The sequence below is a fragment of the Kitasatospora sp. NPDC051853 genome (genome assembly GCF_044452665.1).
In the GTDB taxonomy this organism is placed as follows: domain Bacteria; phylum Actinomycetota; class Actinomycetes; order Streptomycetales; family Streptomycetaceae; genus Kitasatospora.
Window position 1 is genome coordinate 361,765 of the sequence record NZ_JBITBY010000003.1, and the last position, 12,994, is coordinate 374,758.

12 protein-coding genes and 1 pseudogene are annotated in these 12,994 nt (G+C 72.3%); 11 read left to right on the top strand and 2 right to left on the bottom strand.

Going from position 1 to position 12,994, the window contains the following annotated elements; all coding sequences use genetic code 11:
* Nucleotides 1-55: 55 nt before the first annotated feature.
* Entirely contained in the window at nucleotides 56-943 is an 888-nt protein-coding gene (locus ACIA8O_RS10600) for an LLM class flavin-dependent oxidoreductase (protein ID WP_396293269.1), read from the bottom strand.
* A 61-nt stretch (nucleotides 944-1,004) separates the two neighbouring features.
* On the opposite strand from ACIA8O_RS10600, the gene ACIA8O_RS10605 reads away from it, so the two are divergent.
* Both ACIA8O_RS10605 and ACIA8O_RS10610 read left to right on the top strand, forming a co-directional pair.
* Entirely contained in the window at nucleotides 1,005-1,253 is a 249-nt protein-coding gene (locus ACIA8O_RS10605) for a hypothetical protein (RefSeq protein ID WP_396293270.1), read from the top strand.
* Nucleotides 1,250-1,651 carry a DNA-binding protein gene (locus ACIA8O_RS10610; protein ID WP_396293271.1) on the top strand — a complete coding sequence of 134 codons (402 nt, stop codon included), beginning with the start codon at nucleotides 1,250-1,252 and terminating at the stop codon, nucleotides 1,649-1,651. Before ACIA8O_RS10605 ends, ACIA8O_RS10610 begins: the two co-directional genes overlap by 4 nt.
* 52 nt (nucleotides 1,652-1,703) lie before the next feature.
* Here ACIA8O_RS10610 and ACIA8O_RS10615 read toward each other — a convergent pair.
* A pseudogene (locus tag ACIA8O_RS10615) lies at nucleotides 1,704-1,991 on the bottom strand (hypothetical protein); the annotation flags it as partial.
* A 41-nt stretch (nucleotides 1,992-2,032) separates the two neighbouring features.
* On the opposite strand from ACIA8O_RS10615, the gene ACIA8O_RS10620 reads away from it, so the two are divergent.
* The 9 genes from ACIA8O_RS10620 (at nucleotide 2,033) to ACIA8O_RS10660 (ending at nucleotide 12,986) form a co-directional block, all read left to right on the top strand.
* Nucleotides 2,033-2,347 carry a hypothetical protein gene (locus ACIA8O_RS10620; RefSeq protein ID WP_396293272.1) on the top strand — a complete coding sequence of 105 codons (315 nt, stop codon included), beginning with the start codon at nucleotides 2,033-2,035 and terminating at the stop codon, nucleotides 2,345-2,347.
* A gap of 32 nt (nucleotides 2,348-2,379) precedes the next feature.
* On the top strand, nucleotides 2,380-3,624 hold the full coding sequence (locus ACIA8O_RS10625; RefSeq protein ID WP_396293273.1) for a hypothetical protein: 1,245 nt from the start codon (nucleotides 2,380-2,382) through the stop codon (nucleotides 3,622-3,624).
* Between the two features lie 800 nt (nucleotides 3,625-4,424).
* Complete coding sequence (lanKC, locus tag ACIA8O_RS10630) at nucleotides 4,425-7,016, top strand: class III lanthionine synthetase LanKC (RefSeq protein WP_396293275.1); 2,592 nt, start codon at nucleotides 4,425-4,427, stop codon at nucleotides 7,014-7,016.
* A gap of 664 nt (nucleotides 7,017-7,680) precedes the next feature.
* Nucleotides 7,681-8,424, top strand: a complete 744-nt coding sequence (locus ACIA8O_RS10635; RefSeq protein WP_396293276.1) for a hypothetical protein — start codon at nucleotides 7,681-7,683, stop codon at nucleotides 8,422-8,424.
* Nucleotides 8,417-9,247, top strand: coding sequence for a hypothetical protein (locus ACIA8O_RS10640; protein WP_396293277.1), 831 nt, complete (start codon nucleotides 8,417-8,419; stop codon nucleotides 9,245-9,247). The genes ACIA8O_RS10635 and ACIA8O_RS10640 overlap by 8 nt, the downstream gene beginning before the upstream one ends.
* Nucleotides 9,244-10,083, top strand: coding sequence for a hypothetical protein (locus ACIA8O_RS10645; RefSeq protein WP_396293278.1), 840 nt, complete (start codon nucleotides 9,244-9,246; stop codon nucleotides 10,081-10,083). Before ACIA8O_RS10640 ends, ACIA8O_RS10645 begins: the two co-directional genes overlap by 4 nt.
* Complete coding sequence (locus ACIA8O_RS10650) at nucleotides 10,080-10,985, top strand: hypothetical protein (RefSeq protein WP_396293279.1); 906 nt, start codon at nucleotides 10,080-10,082, stop codon at nucleotides 10,983-10,985. Before ACIA8O_RS10645 ends, ACIA8O_RS10650 begins: the two co-directional genes overlap by 4 nt.
* 128 nt (nucleotides 10,986-11,113) lie before the next feature.
* Nucleotides 11,114-12,076 (top strand): ABC transporter ATP-binding protein, encoded by a 963-nt coding sequence (locus tag ACIA8O_RS10655; RefSeq protein ID WP_396293281.1) that lies wholly within the window; start codon nucleotides 11,114-11,116, stop codon nucleotides 12,074-12,076.
* On the top strand, nucleotides 12,069-12,986 hold the full coding sequence (locus ACIA8O_RS10660; RefSeq protein WP_396293282.1) for an ABC transporter permease: 918 nt from the start codon (nucleotides 12,069-12,071) through the stop codon (nucleotides 12,984-12,986). The genes ACIA8O_RS10655 and ACIA8O_RS10660 overlap by 8 nt, the downstream gene beginning before the upstream one ends.
* The last annotated feature ends 8 nt before the right edge of the window (nucleotides 12,987-12,994 follow it).

A 12,994-nucleotide genomic window follows, 5' to 3' on the forward strand; every position in this document is an offset into this window, starting at 1 on the left:
GTGGGGGACGGCCGGGCGGAGGGTCACGGGGCGGGGCGCCCTCCGCCCGGGTGGGTCAGCCGAGTTGGGCCAAGCCCTCGGTGGCGATCCGTTCGAAGACCGCGAGGTCGTTGGCGAAGATCGAGTCCGGCACCGGCCAGTGGATCACCAGCTCGGTGATGCCGATCTCCCGGTACCGGCCCGCCCAGTCCACGAAGGCGTCCAGTGACTGCAGCGGCTTCTCCGCCGTCGACCCCTGGAGCAGCACCTTCTCCAGCTCCGCGACGTCCCGCCCCTTCGCCTCGCAGGCCGCCGCCAGCTTCGCCAGCTGACCGGCGATCACCTCGGGTGCCTGCTCCACCGGCACGTCCGCCGGCCCGCGCGGGTCGCCGTACGTCACCCAGCCCTGCCCGTACTCGGCTGCCAGCCGCAGCCCGCGCGGCCCGGTCGCCGCCACGTAGAACGGCACCCGGGGCGTCTGCACGCACCCGGGGACGTTCCGCGCCTCCACCGCCGAGTAGTACGTCCCCTCCCGGGTGGTGGCGTCCTCCCGCAGCAGCTCGTCCAGCAGCGGCACGAACTCCCCGAACCGGTCCGCCCGCTCCTTCGGCGACCACGCCTCCTGCCCCAGCGCCGTCGCGTCGAAGCCCGACCCGCCGGCCCCGATGCCCAGGGTCAGCCGCCCGCCGGACACGTCGTCCAGCGTGATCAGCTCCTTCGCCAGGGTCACCGGGTGCCGGAAGTTCGGCGACGTGACGAGGGTCCCCAGCCGGATCCGCTCGGTCGCCGTCGCGGCCGCCGTCAGCGTCGGCACCGACCCGAACCACGGCTCGTCGCGGAAGGACCGCCAGGACAGGTGGTCGTAGGTGTAGGCGGCGTGGAAGCCGAGGTCCTCGGCCCGCCGCCAGATCTTCTGCCCCTCGCTCCACCGGTGGATGGGGAGGATCACCGTGCTCAGTCGCATGCCTGCGACCCTACGACGGCGAAAGCCCGACAGGGTCGCATACCGGCAGTATGCTTGCCTCATGGCGGCCACCACGCGCATCACGGTCACTCTGCCCACGGAGCAGGTGGCCGAGCTGAAGAAGCTCACGGACAACATCTCCGGCTACGTCGCCGAGGCGGTGGCCCGGCAGATCAGGCACCAACTGCTCGGTGAGGAACTCCGCCGGTACGAGGAAGAACACGGCGCATTCACGGAAGAGGAACTCGCTGCCGCACACACGAGGATCTTCGGTTCGTCCGAGCCGGGCAGCGGAGCAGCCGCCGCGTGAGTGCGCGCATCGAGACCGTCGTACTGGACTCCCAGGGAATGTCCGCCTGGATCTCACAGGACCGGCACGTGCTCGCGATGATCAAGGCTTTCCACTCGATGGGGGCCGGCCTGGTGATCGGCGCCAACACCATCGTGGAGATCTCGCACGCCAAGGCGAACACTGCCCGGCTGAACTGGGTGCTCTCGCAGGTCAGGATCGAGCCCGTGACCGAGCACGCGGCCAGCGTCTCCGCGGCGTTGCTCAAGCAGGCCGGTCTACACGGTCACAAGTACGCCATCGACGCCACTGTTGCCGAGATGGCGCTTCGCCAGCCGGGGCCGGTGGCCATGCTGACCTCGGACGTCGACGACATGGCCAAGCTCTGCGGCAGCCGGATTCGGCTCATCGCGATCTGACTCCGAGCGGAGCCGGAACGCTTCTGGTGGGTGTCTCGGCAGGTCAGGCTGCGATAGGTGAACGAGGCTTGACTGACGTGACGAGGGTCCCCAGCCGGATCCGCTCGGTCGCCGTCGCCGTCGCCGTCGCGGCCGCCGTCAGCGTCGGCACCGACCCGAACCACGGCTCGTCGCGGAACGACCGCCGGCTCAGGTGGTCGTAGGTGTAGGCGGTGTGGGAGCCGAGGTCCTCGGCCCGCCGCCAGATCTTCTGCCCCTCGCCCCATCGGTGGATGGGGAGGACAACGGTGCTCAAGCACATGGGACGACGACACGCACGCCTTTCGGCGGACCTTCGCACCGCTCGCGCATCGGCACGGGCAGGTTGGCTAACGTGGCGCCATGGGCACGTTGAGCAGGCGAGAGCTGGACGCGTTGGTCGATGAGGCGACGGTCGACACCTACGACGAGCACGAGCAGGTGTCGGCTCTGTTCGCCGCCGTCGAGGAGAACCTGGCGGTGCCGTTCAGCACTTCGGTGCTGGGCGTCGAGGTGACCGTGCACGGCATCGACCTCTCACAGGACGGAAGGATCGTTGCCCTGTGCACCCGCGGCGGGGCCCGGCAGGCGATCGGGCTGCTGGACCTTCCACTGCCGGACCCGGCTCCGGACGGAGCAGAGTGGGTCGAGGCGTACCGTCACCACTGGGCGCAGTGAGCGTAGGAACGTTCGTGTCCGGGAGGGGTCACATGGCTGTGGGCGTACGGAGCGAGGACGAGGCGTCGTTGCGAGATCTGATCGAGCGCTGTGCCGAACTGAAGGGCGAACTGGTCGAGTTCGCCCAGAGTGCGCGTTTCGACCGGTGGTTGACGCCCCTCCTGCTGGAGGCGGCAGGCCCTGAAGGGCTGCTGGACGAGGGTGACGCGATCCGGATCATCGACAACTTCATTCTCCGTTACCACCTGCCGGACGGTGCGACCGTGGTGGACCGGTTCGTCGCCGGGCGAAGGGACTTGAGCGAAGCCGATCGGGCGATGCTGCTGGGCTGGCGTGACCCGGTCGAGGGCGTCTTCGAGATCCGGCGCAAGGACGGGGAAGCCGTCGTCCTGCTGAACCTCGTCGACGACCTGGAGTACCGCACGTATTCGAACGTCGGGCGGGCGGCCTTCCGCGGAGTCTCCAAGGGCGGATTCCTCCTCGCCTGCCTGGTGCCCGTCCACCAGGCCGACGGCGTGTGGCTGGTTTCCGGGATGATGTCGTCCTACCCGAAGTCCAGCGCCACCGAGATCGCGCAGGCCGCACTCCAACTGGCCACCAGCTACCCCGAACTGGTCTTCCGCAACCCCGAGAAGATCCAGCGGGGATGGGAGTCGATGCGGGAGGACCGGGCCGCGTTCGTCGAGTTCTGCGGCAGCGACGAACTGGTCCTTTCCCCGGCCGAAGCCGAGGAGCGGCTCAACGCCTACTACCGGCACCGGCAGGAGGCCGCCATCGCCCAGCACCCGGAGTGCACGCGGGGCAGGGAGCTTCCGGACCTCGACTTCCCGGCCTTCGAACTCCTGCAGGACCTCGCGGACTCGGACACCGTCGGTGTCATCTACGACGAGGTCGACGGACTCAACTTCTACGCCGACTACGGGAAGCTGCGGGACCTCTTCGCCGACCCGGCCCTCGCGGGCCGCAAGCAGCACCAGGACCTGCTGCGCGTGTACCTGCGCGAGGAGTCGATCGCGCCACTGCCGATCCGCCGACTGGCCGCCGCCTACCCGGAAGCCGCTGACGCGGTGTTCCGGAAGCTGCTGCGGAAGCCCGGATTCACCTGGACCGAGCACGGTGAGGAACTGCTGCGCCGGCGCAAGCCCTGGTACTACGAGAGCGAGCCCCGCCCTGGCGTCTCCGTGATCGGCGAGCGCCTCAGCGAACTCGCCGCCGGCGGCCGACGGCCGAAGCTCAGCAGAGCGCGGCACGTACCGCACCGGCCCGATCACCGGTAACCGCACACCCGGCCTGCGGCGATCAGTAGCGACCCGTGTGCGGCATGGTCCTCTCCGCCGGCTCGACGATCGCCTGTACTTTCGGAAAGTCTCCCCTGGCCTCCTCGGGGGAGACCGGCGGAGCTTCGGCAGATCGGTGTTCGCCCTCGTTCCGGCGGACACGCATGCGACCGAACGGCGGAGGCCAAGTGCTGCCGCGCCCGGGCCAGTTGCGCCTCTGCGTGTTCTGTCGGGGAAGGACCGCCAGGACAGATGGTCACAGGTGTGAGCGGTGTGGAAACCGGTCCGGCGGGACGGGAATCCGGGCAGCCGGGGTTGGCAACGGTCAAGCGGAGGTAGGGAATCGGACAGTGCACAGGCCACCACGGCTTCTGCACAAGGGACTTGATGACGTCGGTGCCGGGCCGGACCGGCCCGAGCTGCGGGTATACCGGTTCTGAACCCTCAGCGAACCTCCGCACAACTACCCGGTGTCAGGCTGTGTCACGCGGGTGCCGTGCTCGAACGGGGGCGGACCGAACGGACGGGGGTGGGAGATGGCACCGGCAGAGCTGGTCGGGCTGCGCCCCGTCCCCCGTGCCGGGCCGCCCGCCGGCCTCGCCGTTGCGGGGGAAGGCCGGGAGCGGGCACGGCAGTTGACGCCCTCTCCGGCCGCCGCGGGACGGTCCCAGCCCGTGGGGCGAAGGCGGTGCCGTACCGCGGCTTGACCGCTGCCCGATGCACCGCTGCCCTACGCACCGCGCCCACCGTCTTTCCGGCGGCCACCGCCGGGGCCGGTCCCCTTCGGAGGAGGAGATTCCTTGTTCGACGCGATGTCCGAGGCCTTTGCCGACGAGCAGTTCTACGCTCCGCTCGGCACGATGGCCGACCCGGGCCGGCGCTTCGCCCCCGCCCGGGTGCCGGACGGCTGGCGCGGCACCGACCGGGACATCTGGACGGGGTGGAGCCGCCCCGGTGTCCGCCGGGCCGGGCAGGGCTGGAAGATCCACGTGTCGGCGCGGCTGGAGCGGGCCCAGGAGGTCCTCGACGTGGTGGCGGCCAGGTGCTTCGCCGAAGGGGTGCCGTTCAAGCACGTGTCGGCGCACTTCTTCTACCTCGCGCTGCACCACAAGCACGCGGCCCGGCCCCAGTCGGGCAAGTTCTGTGCCGTCTACCCGCCGGACACCGAGGCCGCCGGGCGGCTCCTCGCCGCCCTCGCCGAGGACCTGCGCGGCGAGGAGGGCGCGTACGTCCTCACCGACCGCCGGTACCCCGACTCGCGGACCGTGCACTACCGGTACGGCGCGTTCGGCCCGCTGAGCCGGCTGCTGGCCGACGGCACCTCGGAGCCGCTGGTGCGGGACGGGCACGGCCGCGAGGTGCCGGACGTCCGACTGCCGTTCTTCACCCTGCCCGACGGGATCACCGACCCCTTCGTGGCCCAGGAGCCGGCCCCGCACCGGGGTGCGATCCGCATCCGGGACTACGAGGTCGTCAAGGTGCTGCAGCCGAGCAACGCCGGCGGGGCCTACCAGGCCCGCGACACCCGGACGGGACGCCTGGTCCTGGTCAAGGAGGCCCGTCCGCACAACGGCTACACCTGGGACGGGGTCGGTGCCCAGGAGCGGTTGCGGCGGGAGTACGAGACCCTCACCGCCGTGCACGCGGCCGCTCCGGGCGTGTGCCCCGAACCGCTGGACCACTTCACCGAGTGGGAGCACGACTTCCTCGTCATGGAGCTCGTCGAGGGGCTCCCGCTGGTGAAGTGGATCAACCGCAGTTCGCCCGCCCTGCTGGCCGGCCGGCCCGCCGAGGACTTCGACCGGTACCACGCCGCCTGCCGCCGCCTGCTCGCCTCGCTGGACGGGGCCCTCGGCCGCCTGCACGAACTGGGGCTCCGGTTCGGCGACATGAACCCGGGGAACGTCATCGTCACCCCCGCCGGGGACGCCAGGCTGGTCGACTTCGAGACGGTGAACCCCGCGTCCGCCGCCCCCGTCCGGATGGGCACGCCGGGCTTCGTACCGCCCCGGGACCTCGTCGCCGGGCACCCCGACCCCCTCCTCTCCGACCACTACGGCATGGCGGCCGTGGCGCTCACCCTGCTGGTGCCGTTCCCCAACGCGCCGCAGCTGACCCCGGCCAACTTCGCGCTGCTGCGCCGCGACCTGGCGGCCGTCTCGCCGGTGCCCGACGACCTGTGGCGACGGGCCACCGCCTTCCACCGGCCGGGCACGGACGCGGCCGCGGGCCTGCCCGACCCCGAGGAGGTGGAGGCCGACCCGCTGGGCTGCCTGGCACGGCTCGCCGAGCGGACGGCCACCGGCCTGCTCGACCTGGCGGCCCCCGAGCGGACCGACTGGGTCTTCCCGCCGTCGCCCTCGGCGTTCGGCACCAACACGGTGTGCCTGGCCTACGGGACGGCGGGTGTGGTGCACGCCCTGCACCGGGCCGGCCTGCCGGTCCCCGAGGAGGTCGGCAAGCGGCTGCGGCGGGACGCGCTCGCCACGGCGGACGCGCTGCCGCCCGGGCTGGCGGTCGGCTCGGCCGGTGTCGCGCGGGTGCTGGCCGAGGCCGGGCACCTCGACGAGGCGGCCGACCTGCTGCGCACCGCCGACGACCACCCACTGACGCGGACGACGAGCACACTGGCGGGCGGTCGGGCCGGGGTGGGCCTCGCCTGGCTCGCCCTGCACCGGCGCACCGGAGACCCACGCCACCTGGACCGGGCGGTCGCCGCCGGGGACGCGGTCCTGCACACCGCCGACCCGGTGCCGACGCTCGGCGCCCACGACGCCCGCGGCCTGTTCCACGGCCGCTCCGGGCCGGCGCTCTTCCTGCACCACCTGGCCGACGCCACCGGTGAGCAGCACTACCGGGCGGCCGGACTCGCCCTGCTCCACGAAGAGTTGGACCGCGCGGTGGAACTGCCGGACGGCTCGCTGTCGTTCGCCGACAACGCGGTGAACCGGCGGGTCATGCCCTACCTGGCCACCGGGTCCGCCGGCATCGGAACGGTCCTGCTGCGCTACGCGGCCGGCCCGGCTGCCGACGAACGCTGCGCCACCGCCCTGCCCCGGGTCGTCGCGGACGTCCGCAAGGTCAGCGCGGTGCAGCCCGGCCTGCACGACGGCTTCGCCGGCCTGGTCCACCTGGCCGTGGAGCACGCCGACTTCACCCGGGACGACGCCGACCGCGGGCACGCGGTGCGGCTGGCGACCGGGCTCCTCAAGTACGCCGTCCCGCACGGGGACGGCGTCCGCTGGCTCGGAACGGGCTCGCTCCGGTTCAGCGCGGATCTGGCCAGTGGCAGCGCGGGGATCCTGCTGGCACTGTGCCGAGCCCTCCATGGCCCGGGTGACGACTGGTTCACCCTGGATCCCGCCAATCGATCGCAGAGAGAAGGGAGTTGACGATGACCGAGGTTCTCGCCCTGCAGCAGCTCGCATTCGAGGACGAGGAGGAGTCGGAGGACCGACTGTTCCCCTGCTTCAGCATCTACGAGAGCACCATCACCCAGTCCGACTTCTGATCACCGGGGTCGGCCCCGTCCCTCCCGAGAGGAGTCCGTCCGATGACCGAGGTCCTCGCCCTGCAGGTGCTCGCGCCCGAGTCGGAGCCCGAGACCGAGCTCGACGCGAAGTACCCGTGCTTCAGCGTCTTCGCCAGCCACTACTACGAAACCATGTAGTACGGCTCTGACCGCCGCGCCGCCGACCCCCAGGGGCCGGCGGCGCAGCGGTGCCCGCCGGGCCGCCGGCCCCTGCCGTCCGCGTGACCCGGGCCGGGGCGCCGGCGGGCGGGGGTCCGTTGCGGTTCGGTCACGGGGTGTCCGGTTGGGTGGGCATTGTGACGGATCGTCGGGGAAAACGGATTGGGGGGTGGGGGGAATGCGAACCATAATCCGTGCTGTCACACGCGAGGGCCGGTATCGGTGGGAAGCCGGGGTCCCGCGTTCCGTTCTTCCGGGGGAGTGCCTTGTCCGCGTCCGAGCACGCGTCAGCACCCGTGCCCGAAACCGCCTCCGTGGAGGCGGCCGGGCCTGAGGGTGGATCAGGTGGGACGGCCGGTGGCCGGGTGCCGAGGGCGCTCGGGGTCGGTCTGGCGGTGGCCGGGCTGGTCGCGGTGACCGCGGCCAGTGCCGCCGTCACCGTGGCGGTCGGGAAGCCGAAGGCGGTCGTCGCCGCGGCGGCCCCGGCGAGCCCGAGCCCGAGCGCGAGTCCGACGGTGAGCCCGAGCCCGAGTGCGTCGGCGACTCCGTCCGCGAGCCCGACGCCCACGCCGAAGCCCACGCCGTCGTCGACCCTGCACGGCACGGTGGACGGTGCCACCCACGGTGGTGACCTGCGGTTCTTCCTGCTGCCGATGCCCGAGGGCGCCGAGTCCTACGGCCCGGCGGAGGGCGTGAAGCTGAGCACCGAGGAGGTGTCGGCGCAGTTCTCCAACGCCGACGAGATGGGCGAGGTGCTCGCCTCCTACGGCTACAAGAACGACGCGGCGACGCGCCGCTACCGCACGGCCGACGGCCGCCAGGAGGTCAACGTCCGGCTGCTGCGCTTCAAGTCCCGGCAGATGGCGAAGGACTTCGCCGAGGGCATGAAGATCAGCAAGGGCGACAGCTTCGGCATCGAGGGCGACCCCGACGGCCGCGGCATCATGCTCAAGCCCGAACAGGAGGCGTGGACCGGGAAGATGGTCGGCATCTCCTCCGTCGGCGACGTCGAGTACCAGGTCACCGTGTACGTGAAGGGCACGCCGGACAAGGCCGCGCTGCACGATGCGATGAAGCGTCAGCGAGAGAGGTTGTCCTCCGGTGGCTGAACCGATCAACACGCCCGAGGGCACCACACCCGAGACCGCCGCGGCCGAGGCCACCACGCCCGGGACCGCCGCAGCCGGGACCACCGAGGTCGAGCTGCTCGGGGCCGGCGGCGAGCCGGAGCCCGCCGCGCCGCGCCGCCCGGTCTCCACCCCACGCCTGCTGCTGGCCGCCCTGCTGGTCGGCCCGCTGCTGGGCGGGGCGGTCGGCTACGCCGTCCAGGCGGGGAGCCCGCCCACGCCGCTGCCCGCGCTGGCGGTGCCGTCCCCGACCTACCCGGCCACCCCGGCGGACCCGCAGGCCGTGGCCGAGGCGGCGGTCGCGCCGCTGAAGATCGACGGTGACCTGCGCACCCTGCTGCTGCCCCGGCCGCAGGGCACGGAGGAGTGGGACTACGACTACGCCTCCGGCTCCGGCTGGTTCACGGTGGGCGGGAAGGCCCTGTCGGTCGGCAACTCCGCCTCGTACTTCCAGTCCATGCTCCAGGACGGGTTCCGCCGCGACGCGGTGGCCACCTGGCGCAAGGGGGACGTGAAGTGGCGGGTGGAGCTCATCCAGTTCCACTCGGACCGGGCCGTCGCCGCGCAGCGCGAGGTGGAGGACCACGGGCCGGGCGCCCTGCCGCTGGCGGGGGTCTCCGGTGGCGTCTACCAGACCGACACCAAGGCGCAGACGTACGTGGACAGCACCGAGCAGTACTACTCCGGGGAGGCGCTGGCCCGGCGCGGTGACGTGGTGATGCGGATCGTCGTGTTCTCGCCCTCCCAGGTCGACCGGGACGAGCTCGCCGGCATCGCCAAGCAGCAGTGGGAGCGGCTGGTATGAGCATTCTCGAGAACTCCGGAACCCCGGAGCAGGACGAGCGGGTGACGGACCGTCCGGCGGGGCGGAACCCGGGCCCGGCCCGGCGCACGGCACTGCGGGCCGGTGCCGCCGTGGTGGCGGCCGCGCTGCTGGGCGTCGGCATCGGGATCGGCATCCTGCGCACCCAGTACCCGGAGGGCGGGGCCGTGGCGGCCGCGCCGTCCGGGCAGCCGTCCGGAACGGCGGCCGCCTCGCCCTCGCCCTCGGCCTCGCCGAGCCCGTCCTTCGGCACCAGGGAGAACGGCAGCCACTTCGGCTCGCTCCGCGACCTGCTACTGCCGCTGCCGGACGACCACCGGGTCGGCCCGGACGCGGGCGCGTACGGGAACGACACCGAGCTGACCGAGGACCAGCGCAAGGGCTGGGTCGAGGACCAGCTGCACGGCCTTCCCGAGAAGCTCCGGGACGCGCTGCGCAAGGAGTGGCAGGACCAGCCGCTGACCGGCGCCGGCGTGCGCAGCTACGTGGCGTCCGACCGTTCGTACGTGGTGACGATCTGGCTGCTGAGGTACCACCAGGAGGCCATCAAGGCGGACACCGCCTGGCAGAACGTGCTGGGCTCGGACTCCGGCCTGTACCGGATCGGCCCGAGCGTGCCGGGGCACGACAAGGCGCGCTGCTTCCTGCCGTACGCCGCCCCCGGGGCGAAGATCGACCGGCTGGTCTGTTCGGCGGCCGAGGGTGACCTCCGGGTGGAGATGGAGGTGGAGGGGATCGCCCCGCTGCCGAAGGAGAAGACCGTGGAACTGTTCAGCCGTCAGCTGGACCGGCTGGCCCGCCCGGGAGCGTCCGCATGACCGAGCAGAACACGCAGCCGGAGCAGCCGGAGCAGCCGGTACGGACCGAGCAGCCCCTCGCCCCGCCGCCCGCCCCGCCGCTCGTTCCGGAGGATTCCACCCCGCCGCTCACTCCGGAGGAGTCCGCCCCGGCGGAGTCCCCGGCCGCCACCGAGGTGCTGGTCGCGGAGCAGCTGCGCCGCCCCCGCCGCAAGGTGCGGGCCCGCTGGGTGGCCGCCGTGCTGGTGGCGGTGCTGACCGGCGGCGGTACCGCCGCCGCGGTGATCGCCCCCGAGCGGACCGAGCTGCCCGGGCTGGAGACGCCGAACGACGGCCGGTACGCCTTCCCGCAGTTGGCGCTGCCTCCGCTGCCCTCCGGCAAGCCCGCCCCGAGTGCCAGTGGTGCGGGCAACCGGCACCACGCCGACCTGCGGCAGCTGCTGCTGCCCGCGCCGACCGGGGTGACGGCGGCGGCCGACCGGAAGAGCTGCTCGGACTACGCCGAGCTGGAGAAGGAGCCGGCCGAGGCGCGCGCGATCCTGCTGGAGAACGCCTGCCGCGACGCGGTCCGCCGGGTCTGGACGGCGGCCGACGGCACCCGGACCGAGCTCTGGCTGCTCCGGTTCGGCTCCGAGGACGAGGCCAAGGGCCACTACCTGAAGATGAACTACGGCTCGCTGAAGGAGCCGGCCGGGCTGGAGGCCTCGGTCGACACCATCGACCCGGAGATGGACCGGCACAGCACCGTCAAGGCCAGTGCCGCCAAGGCGGGCAAGCCCGGCCAGGACCCCCAGCCGGTGGCCCGGGCCGCGTACTTCCAGCGCGGTGACGTGACGGCGCTGGTGCTGACGAGCAATCAGGACGGCGTCCCCGTCCAGGCCTTCCGCCAGGTGGCGATGGGCCAGTACGGGATGCTGGGCTGACGCACGCGTCCGGTGCCGGGCCGTCCGACCCCTAGGGGGAGGGCGGCCCGGAGTCATCCTGGGGTAGGGGGCCCGGTTCCTCTCGCCAGCTCATTCCGCGTGCCGGGCGGGGCCACTAGGTTGGGACGGTGTCCACCACTGTCATCAAGACGGACGCCCTCACCAAGAAGTTCCCCCGGGTCACCGCACTGGACCAGCTCACCGTAGAGGTGCAGCCCGGTGTGGTCGGTCTGGTGGGGGCGAACGGGGCGGGCAAGTCCACACTCATCAAGATCCTGCTCGGGCTGGCCCCGGCGACCTCCGGCACGGGCCGGGTGCTCGGCCTGGACATCGCCACCGAGGGGTCGGCGATCCGCGAGCGGGTCGGTTACATGCCCGAGCACGACTGCCTGCCGCCAGACGTCTCCGCGACCGAGTTCGTGGTGCACATGGCCCGGATGGCCGGGCTGCCGCCGGCCGCCGCGCGCGAGCGGACCGCCGACACGCTGCGCCACGTCGGCCTGTACGAGGAGCGCTACCGCCCGATGGGCGGCTACTCGACCGGCATGAAGCAGCGGGTGAAGCTGGCCCAGGCCCTGGTGCACGACCCGCAGTTGGTGCTGCTGGACGAGCCGACCAACGGCCTGGACCCGGTCGGCCGGGACGAGATGCTCGGCCTGATCCGCCGGGTGCACACCGACTTCGGCATCTCGGTGCTGGTCACCACCCACCTGCTGGGCGAGCTGGAGCGCACCTGCGACCACCTGGTGGTGATCGACGGCGGCCGCCTGCTGCGCTCCTCCTCCACCGCCTCCTTCACCGAGGCGACCCAGCTGCTGGCGGTCGAGGTGACGGACCGTCCGGACGACCCGGCCTTCGACGCCGACGAGGCCGTCCGGGAGCGACTGGCCGCCGCCGGGCTGGTGGTCCGTCAGGACGGCGCCAAGATCCTGCTGGTGGAGATCGCCGGCGACGAGACCTACGACACCGTCCGGGACACCGTGGCCGACCTGGGCCTCGGCCTGGTCCGGCTGGAGCAGCGCCGCCACCGGGTCTCCGAGATCTTCACGACCGACTCCGCCGCGACCACGGAAGGCCGTGCCGATGTCTGAGCAACTCCCTTCCGGGGCCGGGCCCGCCGACGGCGGGGTCATCCACAACATCGGCTACCGCAGCTACCAGGGCCCCCGGCTCGGCCGCGGCTACGCCACCCGCTCGCTCTACGTGCAGAGCCTGCGCGCCGCCTACGGCCTGGGCCGCTCGGGCAAGTCCAAGGTGCTGCCGATGCTGGTGGCCTCCGGGCTGACGGCCGCCGCCGTGGTGATCGTCGCGATCGGGCTGTTCCTCCAGGGGCCGGTCAAGACCGACCTGTTCCCGGTGGACTACCCGCAGTTCCTCTCCGCGTTCGGCGTGCTGGTGCAGATCTTCGTGGCCGCCCAGTCCCCGGTGCTGATGTCGCGGGACCTGCGGCACCACACCGTGCCGCTGTACTTCTCCCGGCCGATCACCCGGGGCGACTACGTCCGGGCCAAGTTCGCCGCGATGACCTCGGCCATGCTGCTGATGACCGTCGTCCCGCTGCTGGTGCTCTACCTGGGCTCGATCCTGGGCGGGCTGCCGCTCGGCAAGAACACCGGGCACTTCCTCCAGGGCCTGGCCGTCGCGGTGGTCACCTCGCTGGTGTACGCCGCGCTGGGCCTGGCGATCTCCGCGCTGACCCCGCGCCGGGGCTTCGGCGTGGCCGCCATCATGGGTGTGCTGCTGGTGAGTTCGGTGCTCGCGGGCATCGTCTACCTGCTGCTCGGCGGCGACCGGATGGACCCGCCGGAGTCCGCGCACTGGGCCTTCCTGCTCTCCCCGAGCTCCGCCACCGAGGCGCTGCTGAACCAGGTGCTGGACATCCGGACGGCCGGTCAGCTGACCGCCCCGGACGGGATCGGCGTGGTGGTCTTCGCGCTGGCCGTGGTCGCGATGATCGGCGGCTCGTACTGGGCGCTGCTGCGCCGCTACCGGAAGATCTGAGGGAACGT